The sequence below is a fragment of the Mycolicibacterium houstonense genome, assembly GCF_900078665.2.
Classification (GTDB): domain Bacteria; phylum Actinomycetota; class Actinomycetes; order Mycobacteriales; family Mycobacteriaceae; genus Mycobacterium; species Mycobacterium houstonense.
On sequence record NZ_LT546207.1, the window covers coordinates 2,628,679 to 2,651,906 of the forward strand.

General features: G+C 68.0%; 24 protein-coding genes. 14 read left to right on the plus strand and 10 right to left on the minus strand.

Features of this window, described 5'->3' with window-relative positions; genetic code table 11:
• The 7 genes from BN4332_RS13205 to BN4332_RS13235 all read left to right on the plus strand — a co-directional run.
• Positions 1-436: LytTR family DNA-binding domain-containing protein (locus BN4332_RS13205; protein ID WP_200820295.1), on the plus strand; the 436-nt coding region annotated here is incomplete at its 5' end.
• Positions 429-803, plus strand: a complete 375-nt coding sequence (locus tag BN4332_RS13210) for a hypothetical protein (protein WP_066898848.1) — start codon at positions 429-431, stop codon at positions 801-803. The genes BN4332_RS13205 and BN4332_RS13210, both read left to right, overlap by 8 nt.
• A complete protein-coding gene (locus BN4332_RS13215; RefSeq protein WP_066898849.1) occupies positions 800-2,530 on the plus strand; it encodes a sodium/solute symporter in 1,731 nt (576 codons plus the stop codon). Before BN4332_RS13210 ends, BN4332_RS13215 begins: the two co-directional genes overlap by 4 nt.
• A 148-nt stretch (positions 2,531-2,678) precedes the next feature.
• Positions 2,679-3,026, plus strand: a complete 348-nt coding sequence (locus BN4332_RS13220) for a DUF485 domain-containing protein (protein ID WP_066898850.1) — start codon at positions 2,679-2,681, stop codon at positions 3,024-3,026.
• Positions 3,023-4,654: a monocarboxylic acid transporter gene (locus BN4332_RS13225; RefSeq protein ID WP_066898851.1), complete on the plus strand. Its 1,632-nt coding sequence runs from the start codon at positions 3,023-3,025 to the stop codon at positions 4,652-4,654. The genes BN4332_RS13220 and BN4332_RS13225 overlap by 4 nt, the downstream gene beginning before the upstream one ends.
• A gap of 98 nt (positions 4,655-4,752) precedes the next feature.
• A complete protein-coding gene (locus BN4332_RS13230; protein WP_264077240.1) occupies positions 4,753-5,934 on the plus strand; it encodes an MFS transporter in 1,182 nt (393 codons plus the stop codon).
• 35 nt (positions 5,935-5,969) lie between these two features.
• The gene (locus tag BN4332_RS13235; RefSeq protein ID WP_066898852.1) at positions 5,970-7,292 is read left to right on the plus strand and encodes an acyltransferase family protein; all 1,323 of its coding nucleotides are present in this window, start codon (positions 5,970-5,972) and stop codon (positions 7,290-7,292) included.
• A gap of 63 nt (positions 7,293-7,355) precedes the next feature.
• Here BN4332_RS13235 and BN4332_RS13240 read toward each other — a convergent pair whose 3' ends face one another.
• Both BN4332_RS13240 and BN4332_RS13245 read right to left on the minus strand, forming a co-directional pair.
• Entirely contained in the window at positions 7,356-8,792 is a 1,437-nt protein-coding gene (locus BN4332_RS13240; protein WP_066898853.1) for a serine hydrolase domain-containing protein, read from the minus strand.
• Entirely contained in the window at positions 8,792-10,210 is a 1,419-nt protein-coding gene (locus BN4332_RS13245) for an APC family permease (protein ID WP_066898854.1), read from the minus strand. The genes BN4332_RS13240 and BN4332_RS13245 overlap by 1 nt, the downstream gene beginning before the upstream one ends.
• A 14-nt stretch (positions 10,211-10,224) precedes the next feature.
• Between BN4332_RS13245 and BN4332_RS13250 the strand changes: the two genes are divergently transcribed.
• Positions 10,225-11,088, plus strand: coding sequence for a TetR/AcrR family transcriptional regulator (locus BN4332_RS13250; protein ID WP_066898855.1), 864 nt, complete (start codon positions 10,225-10,227; stop codon positions 11,086-11,088).
• A 93-nt stretch (positions 11,089-11,181) separates the two neighbouring features.
• Here the strand turns inward: BN4332_RS13250 and BN4332_RS13255 are convergent, their stop codons facing one another.
• Positions 11,182-11,352: a DUF5302 domain-containing protein gene (locus BN4332_RS13255; RefSeq protein ID WP_096866893.1), complete on the minus strand. Its 171-nt coding sequence runs from the start codon at positions 11,350-11,352 to the stop codon at positions 11,182-11,184.
• Between the two features lie 66 nt (positions 11,353-11,418).
• Positions 11,419-11,862, minus strand: coding sequence for a PPOX class F420-dependent oxidoreductase (locus BN4332_RS13260; protein WP_066898856.1), 444 nt, complete (start codon positions 11,860-11,862; stop codon positions 11,419-11,421).
• Between the two features lie 31 nt (positions 11,863-11,893).
• On the opposite strand from BN4332_RS13260, the gene BN4332_RS13265 reads away from it, so the two are divergent.
• Complete coding sequence (locus tag BN4332_RS13265) at positions 11,894-12,727, plus strand: class I SAM-dependent methyltransferase (protein WP_066898857.1); 834 nt, start codon at positions 11,894-11,896, stop codon at positions 12,725-12,727.
• A gap of 19 nt (positions 12,728-12,746) precedes the next feature.
• On the plus strand, positions 12,747-13,262 hold the full coding sequence (locus tag BN4332_RS13270; RefSeq protein WP_066898858.1) for a DUF1697 domain-containing protein: 516 nt from the start codon (positions 12,747-12,749) through the stop codon (positions 13,260-13,262).
• Positions 13,263-13,271: 9 nt separating this feature from the next.
• Here BN4332_RS13270 and otnI read toward each other — a convergent pair whose 3' ends face one another.
• The gene (otnI, locus tag BN4332_RS13275) at positions 13,272-14,054 is read right to left on the minus strand and encodes a 2-oxo-tetronate isomerase (protein ID WP_066898859.1); all 783 of its coding nucleotides are present in this window, start codon (positions 14,052-14,054) and stop codon (positions 13,272-13,274) included.
• 100 nt (positions 14,055-14,154) lie between these two features.
• Between otnI and BN4332_RS13280 the strand changes: the two genes are divergently transcribed.
• Positions 14,155-14,988, plus strand: a complete 834-nt coding sequence (locus BN4332_RS13280; RefSeq protein WP_066898860.1) for a class I SAM-dependent methyltransferase — start codon at positions 14,155-14,157, stop codon at positions 14,986-14,988.
• On the opposite strand, the gene BN4332_RS13285 is transcribed toward BN4332_RS13280, so the two are convergent.
• Positions 14,985-16,508 (minus strand): flavin-containing monooxygenase, encoded by a 1,524-nt coding sequence (locus BN4332_RS13285; protein WP_066898861.1) that lies wholly within the window; start codon positions 16,506-16,508, stop codon positions 14,985-14,987. The two genes, BN4332_RS13280 and BN4332_RS13285, sit on opposite strands and share 4 nt — an antisense overlap.
• A 99-nt stretch (positions 16,509-16,607) precedes the next feature.
• Between BN4332_RS13285 and BN4332_RS13290 the strand changes: the two genes are divergently transcribed.
• Complete coding sequence (locus BN4332_RS13290) at positions 16,608-17,828, plus strand: Rv1453 family transcriptional regulator (protein ID WP_066898862.1); 1,221 nt, start codon at positions 16,608-16,610, stop codon at positions 17,826-17,828.
• A 15-nt stretch (positions 17,829-17,843) separates the two neighbouring features.
• On the opposite strand, the gene BN4332_RS13295 is transcribed toward BN4332_RS13290, so the two are convergent.
• Complete coding sequence (locus BN4332_RS13295; protein WP_066898863.1) at positions 17,844-18,209, minus strand: Rv1152 family transcriptional regulator; 366 nt, start codon at positions 18,207-18,209, stop codon at positions 17,844-17,846.
• Positions 18,210-18,245: 36 nt separating this feature from the next.
• On the opposite strand from BN4332_RS13295, the gene BN4332_RS13300 reads away from it, so the two are divergent.
• Positions 18,246-18,959: an NAD-dependent deacylase gene (locus BN4332_RS13300; protein ID WP_066898869.1), complete on the plus strand. Its 714-nt coding sequence runs from the start codon at positions 18,246-18,248 to the stop codon at positions 18,957-18,959.
• On the opposite strand, the gene BN4332_RS13305 is transcribed toward BN4332_RS13300, so the two are convergent.
• From BN4332_RS13305 to BN4332_RS13315, 3 genes are read right to left on the minus strand one after another with little or no spacing between them, the layout of a single operon-like run.
• Positions 18,956-19,591, minus strand: a complete 636-nt coding sequence (locus BN4332_RS13305) for a class I SAM-dependent methyltransferase (RefSeq protein ID WP_066898864.1) — start codon at positions 19,589-19,591, stop codon at positions 18,956-18,958. The two genes, BN4332_RS13300 and BN4332_RS13305, sit on opposite strands and share 4 nt — an antisense overlap.
• Entirely contained in the window at positions 19,588-20,307 is a 720-nt protein-coding gene (locus tag BN4332_RS13310) for a TetR/AcrR family transcriptional regulator (protein WP_066898865.1), read from the minus strand. The genes BN4332_RS13305 and BN4332_RS13310 overlap by 4 nt, the downstream gene beginning before the upstream one ends.
• A 3-nt stretch (positions 20,308-20,310) precedes the next feature.
• Positions 20,311-22,629, minus strand: a complete 2,319-nt coding sequence (locus BN4332_RS13315; protein ID WP_066898866.1) for an MMPL family transporter — start codon at positions 22,627-22,629, stop codon at positions 20,311-20,313.
• Positions 22,630-22,800: 171 nt separating this feature from the next.
• Between BN4332_RS13315 and BN4332_RS13320 the strand changes: the two genes are divergently transcribed.
• Positions 22,801-23,228 (plus strand): DoxX family protein (locus BN4332_RS13320; protein ID WP_066898867.1); only part of this gene is annotated, 428 nt, incomplete at its 3' end.

Below are 23,228 nucleotides of genomic sequence, written 5' to 3' on the forward strand. Positions count from 1 at the left end.
GGCCGCGGGTGCTCAGGCCGCCCCTGCCGCCGGAGCTGCCCCGCAGGAAGACCAGGACTCCGACGTCATACCCGCCGAGCTGGGCGGCATCACCCACCTGGTGCCCCGCGACAGCATCGGCTGGGTGGAGGCCGAGGGCGACTACGCCCGGCTGCATTCGGCGACGGGTTCCCACCTGGTGCGAATCCCGTTGAGCACCTTGGAAACCCGCTGGCGTGACCACGGCTTCCAACGCATCCACCGGTCGTACCTGGTGTCCCTGCGGCAGGTCACCGGCTTGCGCACGGCCGACGGCGCGGTGCTGGTGCGGCTGCGCGCCAACGGCACCTCGCCGGCGGTGGAACTGCCCGTGAGCCGCCGCCAGGCGCGCGAACTGCGCGACCGGCTGGTCCGCGATCCGATGCGCAATCTCAAGCCTGCGGGCACCGATGAGTGACCTGCCGACACCGCAGCGCCAGCGTGTGGTGCTGGCCCACCGCCGCGGCGCCCGCATGGTGCGCACCCGCATCGAGGTCGCCGAGCAGACCCAGGTGGGCGACGCCCTGGTGCGCGGTCTGGTGCGGACTCAGCTCGGCCTCGCGCTGCGCCTGGCCGCGGTGGTCGTCACGATCGTGGTGGCACTCGTCCTGCTCAACGCGACTGTGCCGAACCTGGCCGCGCTCAGCGTGTTCGGGATCCGGCTGAACTGGTTGATCCTGGCCGGCCTGCTGTATCCGCTGCTGTACGGCGTGGGGCGGCTGTATGTCCGGCTGGCCGAACAGGGCGAACGGGACTTCGTCCAGGTCGTCGACAGCGAACCATGACCGGCGCACCGCTCACCGCCGCCGCCCTGCTGGCCGCCGTGGTGGCCACCATCGCCATCGGCGCCTACGGAGTCCGGTTGTCGCGCACCACCTCCGACTTCCTGGTCGCCTCGCGCAGCATCGGGCCGCAGTGGAACGCTGCCGCGATCTCGGGGGAATACCTCTCGGCCGCTTCGTTTCTCGGCGTGGCCGGGCTGATCGCGAAATACGGAGCCGACGCGCTGTGGTATCCGGTCGGGTTCACCGCGGGCTACCTGGGGGTGCTGTTGTTCGTGGCGGCGCCGCTGCGCCGCTCGGGGGCCTACACCGTGCCCGATTTCGCCGAGTTCCGGCTGGGTTCGGTGGCGCTGCGCAAGGTGGCGATGCTCGTCGTCGTCGTGATCTGCCTGTTCTACCTCGCCCCGCAATACCAGGGCGCCGGGCTGGCCCTGAAAACGCTTCTGGGCGTTCCGGTCTGGATCGGCCCGATACTCGTCGCCGCCATCGTCATCACCAGCGTGGTGGCCGGCGGCATGCGGTCGATCACGTTCGTACAGGCCTTCCAGTACTGGCTCAAACTCACCGCGATCGCCATCCCGGCGCTGGCGCTGCTCGGGCTGTTCGTCAACGACCGCGGCGAATTGGGCGGCCCACTGCCGCCGACCGTGCAGCAGCAGACCACCGTGCAGATCGAAACCGATGTCGTGGTCCAGGTGATCGAACCGGCCGGCATCACGGTGACCGGCGATCTGGACGGCCGCCACGTCGAGTCCGCCCGGATCGCCGCGCCCGGTCGGCACACCTTCGGCGCGGGCACCACCCTGACCCTGGCCGCCGGGGCCGCCACCCCCGTGGTGGCAGGAACCCCGGGCACGGGCAGTGAATGGATCGCCTCCGGCGGCGGTCTGGGCGGCGGACATCCGCTCTACCAGGTGTTGTCCATCATCGTCGCCACCTTCCTGGGCACCATGGGGCTGCCGCACGTGCTGGTCCGCTTCTACACCAACCCCGACGGACGAGACGCCCGGCGTACCGCTCTGGCCGTGGTCGCGCTGCTGTCGGTGTTCTACTTCTTCCCGATCCTGCTCGGGGTGTTCTCCCGGTTGTACGTCCCGCAACTGCTGATCACCGGAACTGCTGACGCCGCAGTGCTTTTGGCACCCGGAGCCGCCGTCGGCGGGATCGGTGGACAACTGCTGGCCGCACTCGTAGCCGCCGGCGCCATCGCGGCGTTCCTGGCCACCTCCTCGGGTCTGCTGGTCAGCATCGCCGGCGCGCTGGCCACCGACGTGCTGCGCGGCCGGGTGCGGGATTTCCGGATCGCCGCCGTGGTCGGCGGGCTGATCCCGATCCCGCTGTCGCTGTTGGTCTCCGGGCTGGAGCTGTCTCGCAGCGTCGGGCTGGCGTTCGCGGTCGCGGCGTCCACCCTGTGCCCACTGCTCGTGCTCGGGATCTGGTGGCGCCGCCTGACGGTGGTCGGCGCGGCGTGCGGCCTCGTGGTGGGCGGCTGTGTGTGCGGCGGTGCCGTGCTGGTGGCCATCACCGGCGGGGTGGACGACGCCGTGCTCGGTGGCTGGCCCGCGGTGATGGTCGGCTACCCGGCGGCGGTCAGCGTGCCGCTCGCGTTCCTCACCATGGTCGTGGTCAGCCTGTTCACCAAGCCCACCCCCGGTGTCGCGCAGATCTTCGCGCGCATGCACGTGCCGGAACGCCTCGGCCTCGGCGTCGAGCGGGTGCCGTCGGGCTGAGCGCCCGCTCGCCGCTCAGCCTCTCCGACCGACCGTTCAGCGCAGCGACGGCCGAATTCGGCGTATGGATCTCAATAGCACCCCCGTGTGACCCAGCTCTCAATTAGGTTCAGGCCAACCGCTCACCGCCAACTGTCAGGAGTCACCGGTGCCCGAAACCGATCTTCCCGCGAGGGTTGCCCCCACCGGGGAGCAGTTCCTCGCCACACAGGCCAGCCCGGAGTTCCAGGAATTGCGTACCAGGTTGCGCCGCTTCGTCTTTCCGATGACGGCGTTCTTCCTGCTGTGGTACGCCCTCTACGTCATGCTCGGTGCGTTCGCCCATGAATTCATGGCCATCCGGGTGTTCGGCAACATCAACGTGGGCCTGCTGATCGGCCTCGGCCAGTTCGTCACCACGTTTGTGATCACCGGTCTCTACGTGCGCTTCGCCAACAAGGAACTCGACCCACGGGCCACCGCCATCCGTGAAGAACTGGAAGGTGAGACCCGATGACCGTCACCACCTTGGCCGCCGAGACCGTCGGCAATCCCGCCGCCAACATCGGCATCTTCAGCCTGTTCGTCGTCGTCACCATGATCGTGGTGATCCGGGCCAGCAAGCGCAACGCCACCGCCGACGAGTTCTTCACCGGTGGCCGCGGCTTCTCCGGCCCGCAGAACGGCATCGCCATCGCCGGCGACTACCTGTCGGCGGCCAGCTTCCTCGGCATCGCCGGAGCCATCGCCGTCTACGGCTACGACGGCTTCCTCTACTCCATCGGCTTCCTGGTGGCCTGGCTGGTGGCACTGCTGCTGGTGGCCGAATTGCTGCGCAACACCGGCAAATTCACCATGGCCGACGTGCTCAGCTTCCGGCTCAAGCAGCGCCCGGTCCGACTGGCCGCGGCCACCTCCACACTGACGGTGTCCCTGTTCTACCTGCTGGCCCAGATGGCCGGCGCCGGCGGCCTGGTCGCCCTGCTGCTCGACGTCAACAGCAAGGCCGGACAATCGATCGTGATCGCCGTCGTCGGCATCCTGATGATCGTCTACGTCCTGGTCGGCGGCATGAAGGGCACCACCTGGGTGCAGATCATCAAGGCGGTGCTGCTGATCGCCGGTGCGGGCCTGATGACCGTGATGGTGCTGAGCAAGTTCGGGCTGAACTTCTCCGAGATCCTCGGTTCGGCGCAGTCGGCAATCTCCGGATCGACCACCACGGGTGTCTCGGGCCGCGACGTGCTGGCCCCGGGCGCGCAGTACGGCGGTTCCCTGACCTCGCAGATCAACTTCATCTCGCTGGCGCTGGCTCTGGTGCTGGGCACCGCGGGCCTGCCGCACGTGCTGATGCGGTTCTACACCGTGCCCACCGCCAAAGAGGCACGGCGTTCGGTGGTCTGGGCCATCGCGCTCATCGGGGCGTTCTACCTGTTCACCCTGGTGCTCGGCTACGGCGCCGCCGCACTCGTCGGCCCGGATCGCATCCTCGGCGCGGCCGGCGGCGTGAACTCCGCGGCCCCGTTGCTGGCCTTCGAACTCGGCGGGGTGATCCTGCTCGGCGTCATCTCGGCGGTGGCGTTCGCGACGATCCTGGCGGTGGTCGCCGGTCTGACCATCACGGCGTCGGCGTCGTTCGCCCACGACATCTACGCGTCAGTTCTCAAGTCCCACAAGGTGACCGAGGACGAGCAGGTCCGGGTCTCCCGCATCACCGCGGTGGTGCTGGGCGTGTTCGCGATCGGGCTCGGCATCCTGGCCAACGGTCAGAACGTGGCATTCCTGGTGGCGCTGGCCTTCGCGGTGGCGGCGGCAGCCAACCTGCCGACGATCCTGTACTCGCTGTACTGGAAGCGGTTCAACACCCGCGGCGCCCTGTGGAGCATGTACGGCGGTCTGATCTCCACCATCGTGCTGATCGTGTTCTCGCCGGCAGTGTCCGGCAGCAAGACCGCGATGATCCCCGGCGCGGACTTCGCCTACTTCCCGCTGGCCAACCCGGGCATCGTCTCCATCCCGCTGGCGTTCGCACTCGGCATCATCGGCACGCTCACCTCTCGGGACACCGGGGACGCCGTGCGGGGCGCCGAGATGGAGGTGCGGTCGCTGACCGGGGTGGGCGCCGAGAAGGCGGTCGCGCACTAACGCTTCCCCTCCCCCACTGTCACGCTGGAGTGGCTCTGCAGCCCGGCAGCCACTCCAGCGTGACGCTCGGCGTAGTGGGGCAATCGCTACCCTGAACTGTGCTCAGCCGCTTGTCGTTTCCCCTTCTGGCGTATGCATTCGCCGCGATCATGGTCGGGACCACGCTGCCGACGCCGATGTACGCGCTCTACGCCGAGCACATGCATTTCGCGGTGCTGACCACGACGGTCATCTACGCCACGTACGCCGGGGGCGTGCTGTTCGCGCTGCTGGCGTTCGGCCGCTGGTCCGACGCGGTGGGCCGCCGGCCCATGCTGCTGGCCGGAGTGGCAGCGGCCCTGGCCAGCGCCGTCGTATTCCTGTTCGCCGACTCCGTGTCGGTGCTGCTGATCGGCCGGGTGCTGTCCGGCCTGTCGGCGGGCCTGTTCACCGGGACCGCGACAGCGGCGGTCATCGAGGCCGCCCCGTCGGCCTGGGAAACACGAGCCGCGGCCGTGGCCACCGTGGCCAACATCGGCGGCCTCGGCGCGGGTCCGCTGCTGGCCGGCCTGCTGGTGCAATACGCGCCGCAACCGCTTCACCTGCCGTTCCTCGTACACATCGGGCTGGCCCTGCTGGCCGGGATCGCGGTACTGGTGGTCCCCGAGACCTCGCCGCGCACCGGCCGGATCGGGTTGCAGCGGCTGTCGGTGCCCGCGGAGGTCCGGACCGTGTTCGTCATCGCCGCGCTGGCGGCCTTCGCCGGATTCGCGGTGACCGGCCTGTTCACCGCGGTCGCGCCGTCGTTCTTGTCCACGGTGATCGGCATCGGCAACCACGCGGTGGCCGGCGCGATCGCCGGCACGATCTTCGCGTCATCGGCACTGACGCAGGTCGCCGCCAATCGCATGCCCGCCGAGCGAGCGGTGGCCGTGGGGTGCGCGCTGCTGATCGCCGGAATGTTGACTCTGACCGCGGCACTGTACTTTTCGTCGCTGGTCGGCTTGATCGCGGCGGCGGTGATATCCGGTGTCGGCCAGGGTATGAGTTTCAGCCGCGGGCTGGCCGCAGTGGTCGAGCGGGCCCCGTCCCAGCGTCGCGCCGAGGTCAGCTCCACCTACTTCGTCGTCGCCTACGTCGCGATCTCGCTGCCGGTGATCGGTGAGGGCCTGGCCGCCCAGGCTCTGGGGTTACGCACCGCCGGGGTGACCTTCGCGATCGCCGTCGCGATACTGGCCGCCATCTGCCTGGCGGCGATCCTGGTCGCCGAGCGCCGGGACAAGTTGAGTGCTTCTACCTAGGGATTGCGCGGTCGCGGGGCCTTAGCGTTTCTGGCATGACACTTGCTGCCGACCCAGCCGCCGAGAAGGCCCCCGCAACGGGCCTGTTCCCGACCCCCGCCGAGGTCGAGGCTGCGACCCCGGCCGACCGAGACCGGGCGATCGACGTCATCCGCATCGCCTCGCTGGTCGGTGTGGTGTTCGGCCACACCATCATGGCCACCAGCACCATCCGCGACGACGTGTTCATCTGGAGCAACCTGCTCACGGAATCGACCGTGTTTCAGGCGCTGACCTGGGTGTTCCAGATCATGCCGCTGTTCTTCTTCGCCGGGGTCGCCGCCTCGGTGCAGTCGTGGCGGCCCGGCTCCTCGTGGGGCGGCTGGCTGCTGAAGCGCTGCACGCGGCTGTATCGCCCGGTGTTCTATTACCTGGCGTTCTGGACCGCCGCCCTGGCGGCGCTGCGGTTCGTGCTGCCGGAACATGTCTACGAGCCGATCGCCGGGATCTCCATCCAGTTGTTGTGGTTCCTGGGCGCCTACGTCCTGGTGCTCGCGGCAGTGCCGCTGCTGGCCCGCATCACCACCACCGCGCAGATGGCCGGGGCGATCATCGGGACCTACGCCTGCATCGCGGCCGTCGACGCGGTCCGGATCAACATGGACGGCTACGCCTCGCTCGGTTACCTCAACACCGTGGTGTGGCTGATTCCCGGCGTGTTCGGTGTGGCCTACCGCCGCAACCTGCTGTCCAGCGAGGCCGCGCTCAAGGTCGGTGTCGGCATGCTCGGCGTCAATCTGGCGCTGCTGTACTTCGGGCCCTACGAGCTGAGTCTGGTCGGCATCGAGACCCAGCAGCTCAAGAACATGACACCGCCGTCCCTGCTGCTGGCCGGGCACGCGATCATGATGTGCGCGTTCGCGATTGCCGCCGCCCCGGCCATCAACCGGTGGGCGCAGCGGCCGCGGGTGTGGTGGCTGACCGCGATCGGCAACTCCGGCGCGATGACGCTGTACCTGTGGCACATGCCGCTGCTGCTCGGCATGCACCTGGTTTTCGACTATCTCGGACTGGATCGCTACGACCCGTCCGCTCCCGACTTCGTCGCACTGTCGGTGCTGCAACTGGCGATGATGGCCGGCCTGGTCGCGATCGCGTTCGTTGCGCTGCGTCCGCTGGAGAACAACCCGTTGCCGATGTGGGACGGCGGCATGGTGACCGGCACCGGGACCCGCAGCGCCGTCGTCGGTGGGCTGCTGTGTGTGGCCGGCGCGGCCACGCTCACCTCGGTGGCCTGGGGGCTCAAGGACCAGGGCGTGTACTGCGTGGCGGTCATGCTGGTGGCGCTGGTCGCGGCCCGGGCGCTGGCCCGCGACTGACACATCGAAACTGCGCACGGATCGCGAATCTCCACGCAATCGCGATCTGTGCGCAGTCTCGTGTCAGGACTTGACCTCTACCGCGAAGGTCTGGATGCGCGGCGGATCGGTCGGCGTCAGCGACAGAGTCACGTCGACCCGGCCCAGGGCACCCGTCATCCGGCAGATTGCCTCCGTCGGTGATCGCAGCTCGACCTCGGTCGACCCCGTGGCCTCACCTATCGCCTGACGTGCGGCGGTGATCGCGGCGACGCGCTCGGCGAGCGGGATGTCGAGCAGCACATTGCCGGCGAACTCCGGGCCCTGCAGCATCGAAGGATCGGCGATGACGCGTTGGACCAGATGGATGGCTGACCGGAGATGTTCGGTGGGACGCACCTCAGGGGCCGCTTGGCATTGGCGCAGAAGCGCATCGAGCGCAGCCCGCCCGGGTTCGGCGACAGGGGCGTAGGTGCCGTTGGCGAAGGCCACGACGCCGAGTCCGCCGGCTTGGTGCCAGCCCATGTACGAGCCGAACCCCGGATACCCGCCGGGATGTTGACTGACCGCGCCCATGTCGGGGTCGGCCTCGACGAACAACCCGTAGCCGTATCCGGACAGTCCCCAGGGAAAGCCCTTGCTCAGCAACCGGTTCCGCTCACCTGGCCCGTCCACGACGTCGAACGGCAGCAGGCGGTGTGCCTGTTGCATCTCTCGCCGGGAGGCGCGGGAGAGGATCGGATCGTCATCCCCGTCGCGCGGCGGAAACGCCTCGGCGAGCCAGGCGACCCACTTCCCGATGTCGGTCATGGTGCTCAGCAGCCCACCGATGGCGGAAAAACTTCCCGGGGCGGTGAATTCCTGGGGCTCCCACTCCCCGGTCGGGGTCGGCCGGTAGCCGCGCGCCAGGCGTCCCGCCGGCACCGCGCGATAGTCGTAGGTGGTGCCGGTCAACCCCAACGGGAGCAGCAGCTCGCTCGTCACGTGGTCGACGAAAGGCCGGCCGGCGATTGCCTCGACGACCCGGCCGAGGATGGCAAAACCCAGATTCGAGTAGGCGAACGCGGTGCCTGGTGCGTAGGCACCGAATACCGGGCTGCGCAACAGGTCGTCGAAATCGGTCTGGGTCATCTCCTCCTGGCGGTCCGCCCACGGGTCATCACTCGGCAGGCCGCTGCTCATCGTGAGGCAATGGCGCACGGTGATTTTCGGCGAATCGGCGGTCGGACCGGCCAAGCCCGCCGCCCACGGCAGGTAGTCGGTTACCGGAGTGTCGAGGCTCAGCAATCCGTGGTCACGCAGCTGCAGGATCGCAGCTGCGGTAAAGCTCTTCGACATCGACGCGATGCGGAAGCAGCGATCCACCGCGGGGGTTGCGCCGGTGACGCAATCGGTGACACCGTGACCGCTGAAGTGCACCACCTCGCCGTCGGCGAGCACTGCGATCTGCAGTCCGGGCGCCCGCCGGCGGTCGTGGAACTGTTTGGCGATGTCGTCGACGACCGAGAAATCCAGCTGCATCACGCCATCCCCGCTGTCAGTTCGCGGCGATCCTCATCGGGCGGCGCCAGCATCAAGAAATGGGTCTCGCCACGCGGGCGGAGGTAGAAGACGTAGTAGGCCAGGGCAAGCAGCACGCATGCGCCGGCGACGATCAAATCGGCGCGCACCTGCTGGCTCAGCACCGCGATCGACATGACGATCGCGACGATCGGCCACAGCGGCCACCACGGCATCCGATACGGGCGGTCGAGCTCGGGATTGCGTCGCCGGCTCACGAGCGCCGAGGCCGCGACGAGGATGAACTCGACGGCCAATAGCGCACCGGTCCAGGTGGTCAGCGTGGCGACATCGGAGCACAGGATCATGATGGCCCCGCCGATCCCGACCAGAATCGTTGCCAGCCAGGGTGTTCCGTACTTCGGATGCACACCCTTCAGCGCCCGGCTGATGGGTTCGGGCCAGGCCATGTCCCGGCCGGTGCTGTAGAGGATCCGGGCGTAGTACGGCATCAGGGCGATGACGGCGTTGAGCACGGCCACGGCGATGCCGAGGCTGATCACGGTGTTGAAGGTGTCGCCACCGATCGCGGTCAGCACGTACTGCCAGGGGTTGGCCGAGTTGGAGAGCTCGGCGAGCGAGGGCGCGGCGAGGGTGGCGGCGGCCACCGGGAACACCTCGCAGGCCACCGCGACGCCCAGCGCGATGAACACCGCACGGGCGACGTTGCGGCGGGCACTCACCGTCTCCTCCGAGAAGATCAACGCGCCCTGAAAACCGTTGTAGGCAAAGCTTCCCACCGCGATTCCGGCGACCAGCGCACTGAAGGTCAGGGGGCTGGCGATCCCCTGTGCGTCGATCACCGCGGGATGCAGCAGGGTGGTCACCGGCCGCTGCACCTTGATGAAACCGGCCACCGCCACGAGCACCACGGCCAGGATCTCCACCACGAGCAGGACCGTCACGGCGATCGCGTTGAGCCGAACCCCGAACAGGGCGATCACCGCACCGCCGATGATGATCACGGCACCGAGAACATTCGCGTCGACGTTGACGATGACCCTCAGGTACTCCGCCATCCCGAGCGCGACCACCGCCGGGATGAGCACGGCCTGCACCGGTCCGGTGATGAACATCGACACGAAACCGGGAGCGCGTCCCAGGATCCGGGCGATGAACGTGTAATCGCCACCGGCGATGGGATACGCCGCGCCCAACTCCGCCCAGCAGTAGGCCAGCGACAGGCCGAGGACTGCGGCGATGCAGAACGTCATCGCCGCGCCGGTGCCGTTCAGACCGAAGAGCACCGGGGCGATGATGAACGCGCCGGTGGCCGGAGTGGTCGCGGAGACGACCAGTGATGTGTTCTCCCACAGGCTGAGGTCGCGTTTCAGTTCCTGCTTGTAGGCCCTGGGGCTGCCGGGCCGCGTTCCGCTCATTCGGCGCCTTTCTGATGGACACCTGGGTAGGGGTCGCCGACGACGTCGGCGGTCCGGTCATCGAGCCGGACGGTGTGATCTTGGCGATAGTTCGGGGCGATGTCAACAGCGATGACAACGTTGTTGTCTCCATCGTGGACGCGAGTTGCGCGGCTCTGGGTGCCGCGCGTGCGATGCTGTGGACCGTGGACCGCAGCCGACGAGCCCAGGGATCGCCTACCCGCAGCTACGCTGTTCGACTGGACCGCGCCGTGATCCTGCGCGCGGCTCAGGAGATCTGCGATCGCGATGGGCTGAGCGCGCTCACCTTGCGCCGCCTCGGCAACGAACTCGGTGTGGACGCCACGGCGATGTACCGGCATTTCCGGGACAAGGCCGAGCTGATCTCGGCGTTGATCGACGACCTGTTCCGGCTCGAAGTGGACGAGCCGGACCCAGAAGGACACTGGCGTGACAATCTCCGCAAACTGATGATCCAGTGGTGGCAGATCTATCGCAGGCACGAGGGACTGGCCGCGGCCATGGCCGGCCAACCCGACGACGAGCCGCAACTGTTCCACCTCACCGAGTGGACGGTGCGTGAGCTCATCCGGGCCGGGGTCGGCGAGAGCGAACTCGGCCTGTACCACCAGACCATCTACAACCACACGGTCGGCAACGGCTTGGTCGCGGCCTTGTCACCGTGGTTGACCGATACCGAGCTGCGCGACGAGCAACGCAGGCAATACGCCGCGCTCGACCCTCGACGCTTCCCTTCCTCGGCCAGCGTCGCCCCGACCATCTACCCGGACACCGCCGAGGTCTTCGAGTTCAGCGTGGAGGTGCTGCTCGACGCCATCGAGAAACGCGGCCAGCTCGCCACCGGGCAAGGCGATTGAGGGCCGTCGAGACTGCGGAGAACGCATCGAGACTGCGCACGGATCGCGAACTTCCATGGAATCGCGATCTGTGCGCAGTCTCGTGTGCGGAAACTATCCGCTCTTGCGCCGGAACTCCCGCCGGTTCTCGACGGGCCCGTGCGGATGAGGTTGGGCGCGGCCGCCGTCCTTGTGGGCAGTGCCGCCCGACGACTGCGCCTTCTTGCGCTCCAGGGCCTCCCGGAATTTGCGCTTGTTGTCGTCTTCCGGTGTGTCGTCAGCCATACGCCGCAGCGTAGCGCGCCGGCGACGTCGTCGTCATCAGGTTTGTTTGCCGCCGCCGGCGCGGCATCACCGACGGCCCGGAGGCATCCCGTAGATGTGCGTGATCGGCAGCGTCAGCAACACCCGACGGTCGTCGACCATGGCGCGCCGGTAGTCCTCCCAGTCCGGATGTTCACCGGCGATGTTGCGGTACAAGGCAATAAGGCCTTCGACCGTATCGTCGTCCGGCGCGGCGGCGGGTGGGGTGAGGATCGCATCGCCCTCGGCCACGGCATACGCCCAGCCGTCGTCGGAGCTGACGTGGACGGAGGCGCGGGGATCACGCCGCAGATTCCTGGTCTTGGCCCGCGGTTCGGTGATGGAGACCTGGATCTGCACCGCGCGCGGGTCGAAGTAGTACGAGACATTCGACAGCTGCGGACGACCGTCCTGTTTGATCGTGGCGAGCACCCCCATCGAGTTGCCGCTGATCAACGCCAAAAGCTTGTCGTCGAAAACGTGACGCCCCATGTGACGAGCGTACGTCTTTAACATCAATCCGATGAGCGTGATTGACGGCAACACCCTGGACGGCGTCTCGGCAACCTCACTGTGGACCCTGAGCTACCGCGGCTCCGAGGCCAAACGATCCGACGGTGTGATTCGTGACCCGCGGGCGGTGACCCTGCTCGACGCGATCGATTACGACTACGGCAAGTTCGGCAAGCCCAACCAGTCACACGCGCTGCGGGCCCTGGCCTTCGACATCGAGACCCGCGACTATCTCTCGACGCATCCGAAGGGCGCGGTGGTGGCGCTGGCCGAGGGCTTGCAGACCAGCTTCTGGCGCCTCGACCAGGCCGGGGTGGCCGGCGAATTGACCTGGTACTCGGTGGATCTACCGCCCGTCATGGCAATCCGGGAACGCCTGCTGCCCTCCGACGACCGGATCGTGCCGCTGGCCCAGTCCGCGCTCGACCGCAGTTGGATGGACCGGGTCGACGCCACGGACGGCGTACTCATCACCGCCGAGGGCCTGCTGATGTATCTCGAACCCGATGACGTGCGCGGCCTGATCGCCGACTGCGCCGCGCGGTTTCCCGGCGGACGCATGATGTTCGATTCGATTCCACCGTGGGTGAGCCGACGCACCATCAAGGGCTGGCAGCTCTCCGACCGCTACATCGCGCCGCCGATGCCGTTCGCGATGACCGCCGACGACGGCCTGGCCATGGCCGGGAACGGACCGGGCGCCATTCCCGGGGTCCGGTCCGCCCGCGACGTCCCGCTGCCACCCGGGCGGGGCCTGTTCAAGCTCGCCACCCAGCCGTGGTTCGACCGGATCGGTCCGTTCCACCGCTCCCGGCCTTCGATAACGATCCTGGAGTTCGCCTGACGCGGACTAGGCTTCAGCCATGACCCGCTATGTCGCGTTTCTGCGGGGCGTCAACGTCGGTGGCGTCAACCTCAAGATGGCCGAGGTGGCCAAGGCGCTGGAGGCGGCCGGGTTCAGCGAGGTGCGCACCATTCTGGCAAGCGGAAATGTCCTGCTGGACAGCACTTCCAGCGCCAAGAAGGTGCGCAGCACGGCCGAGCAGGCCTTGCGGGGGGCATTCGGTTACGAGGCCTGGGTGCTGGTGTACGACCTACCGACGCTGAAGAAGATCTCGGCCGGCTATCCGTTCGAGCGTGAGGTCGACGGCCACCACTCCTACGTGACGTTCGTCAGCGACGACGATCTGCTCGACGAGCTGGCCGCCTTGGAGCCGGGCGAGCAGGAGAAGATCAAGCGGGGCCACGGGGTGCTCTACTGGCAGGTGCCGCGCGCCGCGACGCTGGACAGCGCGATCGGCAAGACCATGGGCAAGAAGCGCTACAAGTCGGCGACGACCACCAGGAACCTACGCACGCTGGAGAAGGTTCTGCGCTGAGGCCGGCCCTCACGACGCTCGCATCCACCCCAGCCCGTCACTGGTGCCCCCGGCCGGACGGTACTCACAGCCCACCCAGCCGTCGAAGCCGGTCTCGTCGATGACCGCGAGCAGGTGGCCGATCGCCAACTCGCCGCTGTCCGGCTCGTGCCGGTCGGGAACGCCGGCAATCTGCAGGTGCCCGACGCGACCGGTCGGAATGTCCGACCGCAGCCGCATTGTCACGTCGCCTTCGGTGATCTGACAGTGGTAGAGATCGAGCTGCACCTTGAGGTTGGGCGCCCCGATCTCGGCCACGATCTCGTGCGCCTCGTCCTGCAGGCTCAACAGATAGCCGGGCATGTCGCGCTGGTTGATCGGTTCGATCATCACGTCGACGCCGTTGCCCGCGGCCTGCTCGGCCGCCCAGGCGAGGTTGCGCCGGTACACCGCCAACCGGTCCCCGCGGTCGACCCCGGCCGGCGGTAGGAGGCCGGCCATCACGTGCACCCGCGGGCAGCCCAAGGTCTCGGCGTAGGTCAGGGCGCGCCAGAACCCGACCCGGAACTCGTCCTCGCGGCCGGGAATCGAGGCGATGCCGCGTTCTCCGGCCGCGAAATCTCCTGGCGGCGCGTTGAACAACACCTGACGAAGTCCGCCGGCGTCGAGCAGCCGGCGCAGTCGCTCGGCCGGGTATTCGTACGGGAAGAGGTACTCCACCGCCGTGAAGCCGTCGTCGGCCGCCGCGGCGAACCGGTCGGGGAATTCGCGTTCGGCGTACATCATCGAGAGGTTGGCCGCAAAGCGTGGCACGGCGGACTCCTTTCAGCTGAACTGGCCGGCGGTTGACGCCATCTTTGCGCGTGCGCCCGAGGCCGACCCGGCTCCCCCGCTCTTCGGTACATTCGTGCCAATGACAGGTGCTTCAGGCAAGGTGAACGGCAGCGCACTCACCGGCGTCTCAGAGACCGCGCTGATGACTCTGCAGGTCCGCGCGCACGAGGCCCGCCGTCCCGACGGCCTGATCGACGATCCGATGGCGGTACAGCTGGTCGATTCGATCGATTTCGACTTCGCCAAGTTCGGTTACACCCGACGTCAGGACATGGCCCTGCGGGCGAAGCTGTTCGACCGGATGACCGGCAACTACCTGCGGGCCCATCCGCGGGCCACCGTCGTGGCCCTGGCCGAGGGGCTGCAGACCAGCTTCTATCGCCTGGACGCCGCCGACTTTGGACATGAGTTCCGCTGGCTGTCAGTCGATCTGGATCCGATGATCGAGATTCGCAACCAGCTGCTGCCGAAGCCGGCCCGCGTCACACAATGCGCGCAGTCGGCGCTGGACTTTAGCTGGATGGATCAGGTCGACACCGCCGATGGCGTGTTCATCACGGCCGAAGGCCTGCTGATGTATCTGCAACCCGATGAGGCCATGTCGCTGATTCGGGCCTGCGCACAGCGCTTTCCGGGCGGGCAGATGATGTTCGACCTGCCGCCGGCGTTCTTCGCGTTCCTCACCCGCAAGGGCATGCCGACCTCCAGGCGCTATCGCGTACCGCCGATGCCGTTCAGCCTCACCCCGGCCGAGGTCGCCGATCTGGTCAACACCGTCCCCGGTGTCCGGACCGTGCGGGATCTGCCGATGCCGCAGGGCCGCGGCCTGGCACTGAACGCCCTGGTGCGCGCGCAGCACCTGCCGATCTTCGACCGCGTCCGTCCGCTCGTGGTGTTGCTCGAGTTCGGCTAGACCGCCGAATCCGCCGTCACCGCTGCCGGTTCCGGCTCGGCTCTGTCCGCGGAGGCGGTCCCGAACCGAAGGTTGGGGTCCACCACCGGGCCGTTGCGCAACAGCGCGGTGTCGTAGGTGTAGTTCATCGACATCACCCATGGCCCGTCGACGCCCTGCCGGGGTATCTCGCCCACCGAGCGCTGGATGTATCCGGCCGCGAAGTCCAGCAGCGGAAGGGTTTCCATGCCCGGGTCCGCGATCGGCCGCACCGTGTCGTAGCCATGGGCATCGAGGTGGCTCAGCATCCGGCAGAAGTGCTCGCACAGCAGCCCGACCTTGAGCGTCCAGGACGAATTGGTGTAGCCGAAGGCGAAGACGAAGTTGGGCACGCCGGAGAGCATCATGCCCTTGTAGGCCACGGTCTCGGGAAGGTCGACCGGCTCACCGTCAACGGTGAGCGTCATCCCGCCGAACAGCTGGATGTTCAAACCGGTTGCGGTGACGATGATGTCGGCTTCCAGCTCACGGCCGGACTCCAGCAGGATGCCGTGCTCGGTGAACGTCGAGATGCGGTCGGTGACCACGGACGCGCTGCCATCGCTCAGCACGGAAAACAGATCGCCGTCGGGTACCGCGCACAGCCGCTGGTCCCACGGGTTGTAGCTCGGGCTGAAATGTTCGTCGACCGGATACCCGTCGGGCAACCTGCGCGCGTTGAACCAGCGGATCACCGCGCGAGCGGCCCGCGGGTACTTCTGGCAGAAGGTGTAGACGCCGCGTTGCTTGAGGATGTTCTTGCGCCGGGTCAGCGCGTAGCCCCGCTCGTCACCGAGCAGCCGCTTGGCGGTGTTGGCGAACGAATCCTTGGCCGGCACGGGCATCACATAGGTCGGTGAGCGCTGCAGCATGGTGACGTGGGCGGCCGTGCCTGCCATCGCCGGCACCAGCGTGACGGCGGTGGCGCCGCTGCCGATCACCACGACCTTCTTGCCCGCATAGTCGAGGTCTTCGGGCCAGTGCTGCGGGTGCACGATGGTGCCGGTGAACCGGTCGGCTCCGACGAAGTGCGGGGTGTATCCCTGGTCGTACCGGTAGTACCCGCCGCCGCAGAACAGCCAGTTGGCCGTGACCTGGATCAGCTCCGGATCCGCTCCCGCCGCGCCGGACCGCTCGACGTCCACGGTCCAGGAAGCCCGCCCGGAGTCCCAGGCCGCGCCGAGCACCTTGTGATGGAACCGGATGTGCGCGTCGATGCCGTTCTCCGAGACCGTCTCGCGCAGGTAGGCCAGGATCTTGTCCGACGTGGCGATGGCATGCTCGTCGCGCCACGGCTTGAACTCGTATCCGAAGGTGTGCAGGTCGGAGTCCGACCGAATACCGGGGTAGCGGAACAGGTCCCACGTGCCGCCCGTGGCACCGCGGGCCTCCAGGATCGCGTAGCTGCGCCCCGGCTGTTCGCGCTGCAGGTAGTAGGCGGCACCGATGCCGGAGATGCCGGCGCCGATGATCAGTACGTCGACGTGTTCGGTGTGGCTCATGTCTCAATGGTCGCGGGGCGGGCGCCGTCACCCAAGGTCAATAGTTCCCAGTTTCGCCATCCCATGGTGCACTTTGCACCATGGCTTTACGCTGGTGTGATGGCGTGGCAGCCACCGTCACCACGGGTGCGGGACCTCATCCGGCAGTGCGCGCAGATCGTCGTCAACCCCCGACAGGACTGGCTCGACGAATTCGACACCGCGGTGCTGGCGGCCAACCCGGAAATCTCGTCCGACCCCGAACTCGCCGCGGCCATCGTCCGCAGCAACCACGCGAACCTGTTCTTCTGGGGCACCGCCAATGTGCGGGATCCGGGCACTCCGGTGCCGCCGAACACCGGACCGGAACCGCTGAGCATCGCTCGCGAACTGGTGCGCCGCGGCGTCAGCACGTTCCCGCTCGACGCCTACCGCGTCGGTGAGGGCGTGGCGTGGCGCCGCCTGATGGAGATCGCGTTCAGCCTCACCTCCGACCCGGCCGAACTGCACGAGATGCTCGACGTGTGCTCACGGTCGGTCAGCGACTTCGTCGAGGCCACGCTGGCGGGCATCGCCACCCAGATCGAGCTCGAGCGCGACGAACTCACCCGCGGCACCCACGCCGAGCGCCGCGAAACCGTCGCGCTACTGCTCGAGGGCGCGCCGATCCCCCGGCAGCGCGCCGAGGCGAGACTCGGCTACGCCTTGACCGGTACCCACACCGCGGCGGTGATCTGGAGCGAGAACCCCGAGGGCGACCTGTCCGGACTGGACCGGGCCGCCGAGAGCTTCGGCCAGGCCTGCGGTGATCCGCGGCCGCTCAGCGTGCCGGCCAGCAGCGCCACCCGCTGGGTGTGGGCGGCCGGTGCCCCCGCCGGGATCAGCGCACTGAACAACGACACCGATTCGTTCAGTACGGTCCGGATCGCGATCGGACCGACGGCTGACGGACTGGATGGCTTCCGGCGCAGTCATTTCGACGCGATCACCACCCAGCAGATGATGGCCCGGCTGCACTCCCCGCAGCAGATCGCACAGTTCAGCGACATCGAACTGGTCGCGTTGCTCACCGCCGAACCCGACCGGGCCGCCGAGTTCGTCAACCACCACCTCGGCGACCTGGAATCGGCCGATCACGAATTGCGGGAAACCGTAAGGGTATTCGTCAACGAGCAGTGCAACGCGTCGCGCGCTGCCGCAAAGCTGTATCTGCACCGCAACACCCTGCTGCGCCGGTTGGCGCGCGCCGACGAGCTCCTGCCCCGCCCGCTGGCCGAAAACAGTGTCGCGGTCGCCGTCGCGCTGGATGTGCTGCGCTGGCACGGCAACCGGCCCGGGTGATTCCGGCCGAGCCGATCAATCGAACGCGCCGTCCAGGTAACGCAGGGCGTCGGACTTGCCGATCCCGAGCGCGCGGGCCGCCTCGGCGAACGAATGCGCGGCGGCGGCCATCGCCGCATCGGCCGGATCGGCCCGGGCCACGAATGTCCCATACCGGCCGCGGGTCTCCAGCACGCCCGCCGCCTCCAGCTCGCGATAGGCCCTGGCCACGGTGTTCACCGCCAGCCCGACCTTGCCGGCCAGCTCACGCACCGTGGGCAGCCTCGTGCCCGGCGCGAGCCGCCCCTGCCGTATTCCATCGATGATCTGGATCCTCAGCTGATCGAACAGCGGCTTTTCCGCGCTCGGATCAACCAGGACCCAATCCCCCAACTCGGCCACGTGCCCAGTATCACCCAAACCGACTACGTTGGTGAGGTGCAAGTGACTGTCCTGAGCGGTGCCGGGATCTCGGCCGAAAGCGGTGTGCCGACATTCCGCGACGTCGAGACGGGTCTGTGGGCCAAGGTCGACCCCTACGAGATTTCCAGCATCGAGGGCTGGCACCGGCACCCCGAGAAGGTCTGGGCCTGGTACCTCTGGCGGCACTACATGATGTCGCACGTCGAGCCCAATGACGGGCACCGCGCCGTGGCCGCCTGGCAGGACTACGCCGACGTCCACGTCATCACCCAGAACGTCGACAACCTGCACGAGCGCGCGGGCAGCACCAACGTCTACCACCTGCACGGCAGCCTGTTCGAGTTCCGTTGCGATGCTTGCGGTTCCAGATTCGAGGGCGACCTGCCCGCCATGCCCGAACCGGTCGAGACCATCGAGCCCCCGGTCTGCCCGTGCGGCGGCCTGATCCGGCCCAGCGTGGTCTGGTTCGGCGAACCGCTGCCCGACGACGCCTGGCAACGCTCTGTGTTGGCGGTCAGCAGCGCCGATGTGGTGATCGTCGTCGGCACCAGTTCGATCGTCTATCCGGCCGCGGGCCTGCCCGAGGCAGCCCTGGCGGCGGGCACCGTGGTGATCGAGGTCAACCCGGAGCGCACCCCGCTGACCGACGCCGCGACCGTGTCGTTGCGCGAGACGGCCACCACCGCGCTGCCCAACCTGCTGCAGCGGTTGCCCGCCCTGCTGGGTTAGGCCGGCCGGATCGCGCGGCCGATCGCGAACTCCGTGACGGGCAGCGGCACCCAGGCCGGCATCGCCAATTCGCGACGGGTCTCGGCGACCCGGAACCCACTGTCGACGATGGTCTGCTCGGTATGCCGATGGGTGTGGCAGTTTCCGAACAGCCGCGGCCACACGGTGGCGTCGGCCACGCGTTGCATCCCGGAGCGCCAGCCGGTACCTGCCACATGCTCCAGGTACCGCAGCTCACCGCCGGGGCGCAGCAACGAGAACAGCTGGCGCAGAACACTGTCCGGCTGTTCGATCGAACACAGCACCAACGAGCAGACCACCGCGTCGAACGGTTCGGCACTGCTGAACTGCTCGGCGGTGTCACTGGTGACGGTGACCGGCACCGGCGCGCGATCGGCGGCGCCGCGGGCCACCTCGGCCAGATGCCGCTCGGGTTCGATGGCGACCACCTCGGTCACCGCCGGCGGATAGAACGCGAAGTTGGTTCCCGTCCCCGCACCGATCTCGAGCACCCGTCCGCTCAGCCCGGCCAGGTTGTCGCCGCGAAGGCGGCGCAACGCCCGCGGTTCCGAATTCGACAGCGTCTTCCACACCCGGGCGAAGAACGGATTGTCCACGGTCTTGTCTGTCATCGTTTCTGCCCTCCGTCGGCGAGCTCGTTGTCGAATCCCCTGGCGAATCCCTGCAATCGGGCGACCATCTCCAGCGGTTCGAGGTCGGTTCCGATGATCCCCGAGACGATCTGCCCAGTACAGACCGCCCGCAACACCCGGTCGGTGAATTCCTCGACATCGCCCCAGGGCAGATACGGCTTGGAGATCAGGATGGCGGCCACTCCGTGCGCGGTCGTCCACAGTTCGAGCGCCATCGTGGTGGCGTCCCCGGGCGGATAGATTCCCTCGTCCATCAAGGCCTGCACGGCGGTGCGCATGTGCTGGAACGCCGAACTGTTGAGTGCGGTGTCGACATCGCTGCCCGGCCTGCCCTCGCCCATCGTCGCCAGCCGGTACAACTCCGGGGTGCGCCGGGCGAAGTTCACGTAGGCGTGGCCCTGGGCGCGCAGCACCTCGATCGTGGACGGCTGGTCCGCCGCGACCCGCTGCATCTCCTCGTCGAGTTTCTCGAAGTACCGCGAGCACACCGCGTCCAGCAACGCATCCTTGTCGGCGAAGTGCAGGTAGATCGACGGCGGTGTGACCCCGACGCGCTGGGCCACCGACCGGATCGACACCGCCTTGGCGTGACCGGTCTCCAGCAGCAATTCGGTTGTGACGTCCAGGATCTGATCGCGCAACAGCTCACCGGACCCGCGTGGGGCCCGGCGCCGCTTGTGAGGCTGGATCACCACGCGCTAACCACCGTCCGGTAGCCCGGCACCGGCCCGTTCGCGGGTGCCCCCGCCCTCGGGAGTCTCACCGGACTCGGTAGGGTCCGCCTCGCCGGGGCCTGCCTCACTGATCCCGAACCGCCGGTGTAGACGGGCCAGTGGCGCCGGGGCCCACCAGTTCCACTGTCCCATCAGGTGCATGAAGGCCGGTACCAGGAGCATGCGCACCAGGGTGGCGTCGACCAGTACCGCCAACGTGAGGCCCAGCCCGAACATCCGCATGAAGGCCACCTGCGCGGCGATCAGCGCGGCGAACGAGATCGACATCAGCAGCGCCGCGGCCGTCACCACCCGGCCGGTGCGGGCCAGCCCGAGGGCCACGCTCTGGTCATTGCGGACGCGAGGAGTCAGCTGGGAGTCGCCGCCGGACTGCAGCCAGTACTCCCGGATCCGGGAGACCAGGAACACCTCGTAGTCCATCGACAAGCCGAATGCGATGCAGAACAACAACACCGGCAAGTTCGCCACCAATGTGCCCGTCGACGTGGTGCCGAGCGCACCGAGGTGGCCGTCCTGGAAGATCCACACCAGGGCGCCGAACGCCGCCGACAGCGACAACACGTTGAGCACCAACGCTTTCAGTGGGAGCACGACGCTGCCGGTGAGCAGGAACAGCAGCACGAAGGTGATGGCGGCGATGATGCCGAGCACCAGCGGTAGCCGGGACGTGATGGCCTGCGAGCTGTCTCGGTTCACCTGGGCGATGCCGGTGAACTGCACCTCGGCCGGCGCGGGCACCGCGTGCAGCGCGTCGAGCTGGGCCTCGGACGCGTCGCTGAACAATGGCACGTCACTGCCGACGGTGAGATAGGCACTGCCGTCGGCGATTCCGGTTCCCGAGGTCGGTGGGCCGACCCGGCGGCCGTCCATAAAGGTGCCGCCCGGCGCGGACACCGAGACTCCGTCGGCGGCCCGGGACAGGTCACCCGCGTAGCGGTCGAGGTCTGCGGGCGCCAGTCCGGTCACGTCGGGCAGCACCACGGTGACGGCGGTCGAGGAGTCGACGGCGAAGTCGTTGCGCAGCTCGTCGCCGAGCTGCCTCGCCGACGCCGAGGCCGGCAACACGCGGTCGTCGGGGAAGCCCCATTTGATGCCGAGGAAGGGCGCGCCGAGCACCAGCAGCAAGGCGATGACCGCGACCCCGATCGGCAACGAACGACGCATGACGCGTTTGGTCATGCGGTACCAGAAGGTCTGCTCGACGGGCTTGCGCACCGGCTCGGGGCGGCCCAGGACCCGGCGGATGAACCGCCGCACGTCATAGGCGTCCAGGCGGTCACCCAACAACGCGATCGCGGCCGGTGCCACCACGATGGCGGCGAAGGCCGCCAGCGCCACCACCGCAATTCCGGCGTACGCGAACGACTTCAGGAAGTACATGGGGAACAGCACCATCGCCACCATCGACAGCGCCACCGTCATCGCCGAGAACAACACGGTGCGTCCGGCCGTCACCATAGTGCGCGTCAACGCGCGATCGGGTTCGACCCCGTCGGCCAGTTCGTCGCGGTAGCGGCTGACGATCAGCAGGGTGTAGTCGATGGCCAGCGCCAGTCCCATCGCGACCGTGAGGTTGAGCGCGAAGATCGAGACGTCGGTGACCATGGTGAACCCGCGCAGCACGGCCAGCGAGCCGAGAATCGCGAAGCCACCGACCGCGAGCGGCAACGCCGCGGCGAGCAGTCCACCGAACACCCACACCAGGACGACGAAGCTCAGCGGGATCGCGATGGACTCCATCATCAGCAGGTCGCGTTCGCTCTGCCCGTTGATCTGGACGTAGATCATCACCTCGCCGCCGGCCCGCACGGTCACGCCGTCCCGGTCGTGCACGAGTCTGTCGGTGAGTTCCTTCGCGTGCTTCTGCGCGCCGCTCTCCCCGCCGGTGATCCCGGCCAGGATGAGCCCGGTCTTGCCGTCCTTGCTGATCAGTGTGGCCGCCGCGGGGCCGGGCAGGGTCCAGGCCGAGCTGACCTCCGTCACAAAAGGCGAGGCCTTGAGTTCAGCGGCGATGTCGTTCCCGACGGCCGTGGCGGCCGGACTGTGGGCCCCGGCCGCGTCGTCGGTGACGCTGATGACCAATTGCATGTCACCGCGGTTGAACTTGTCCGAGAGCAGCTGGGTGGCCTGCGCCGATTCGGATGTGGGGTCCTGGAATCCGCCTGCCGACAGGCTCTTGGCCACCGGGACGCCGAAGATCCCCGCGGCCACCATCACCAGCGCCGCGACCACGAGGACCCGCCGTGATGCGGCTATGGCCAGCCGGGCGATTCGGTGCAGCACGTGGTGTCCTTCCCCCAGGTTTGGTACCACCGTTAAGTTAACAACGGTAAGTTGGCGACGTCAACGTGGGTCTCGCTCTGGAAGACGATCCCCGGCGCACAACGGTTCACCGGCACGGGAGGCCGGATGGCGTAGCGATGATTTCTGCGCCCCGCGGGCGTCTAATCGGGCATGACCAACACCATCGAGGCCGAACCCACCACCGGTATGACCGACACCGGGCTGCTGATCCTGCGTATCGCCGTCGGCGCGACCATGCTGCAGGCCGGTCTGATCAAGGCCTTCGACTTCGGCACCGCCGTCGGGTTCATGGAATCCAGCGGCTGGCGCCTGCCCGGGTTCGCGGCCTTCATGGTCACCGCGGCCGAAACCCTGGGCGGGATCGGCCTGCTCCTGGGTGTGCTCACGCCGTTGGCCGCCTGTGCGGTGATCGGGGCGATGGTCGACGCCTGGGCCGTGAACGTGTCGACAGGCGCATTCTGGTCGCAGCCGTTCAACGTGCCGTTCCTGGTCGCCTTCGTGGCGGCGGCGCTGCTGTTCACCGGGGCCGGAGCGCTGTCGGTCGATCAGCGGGCGTTCGGGCGGTCGCGCCTGTGCCC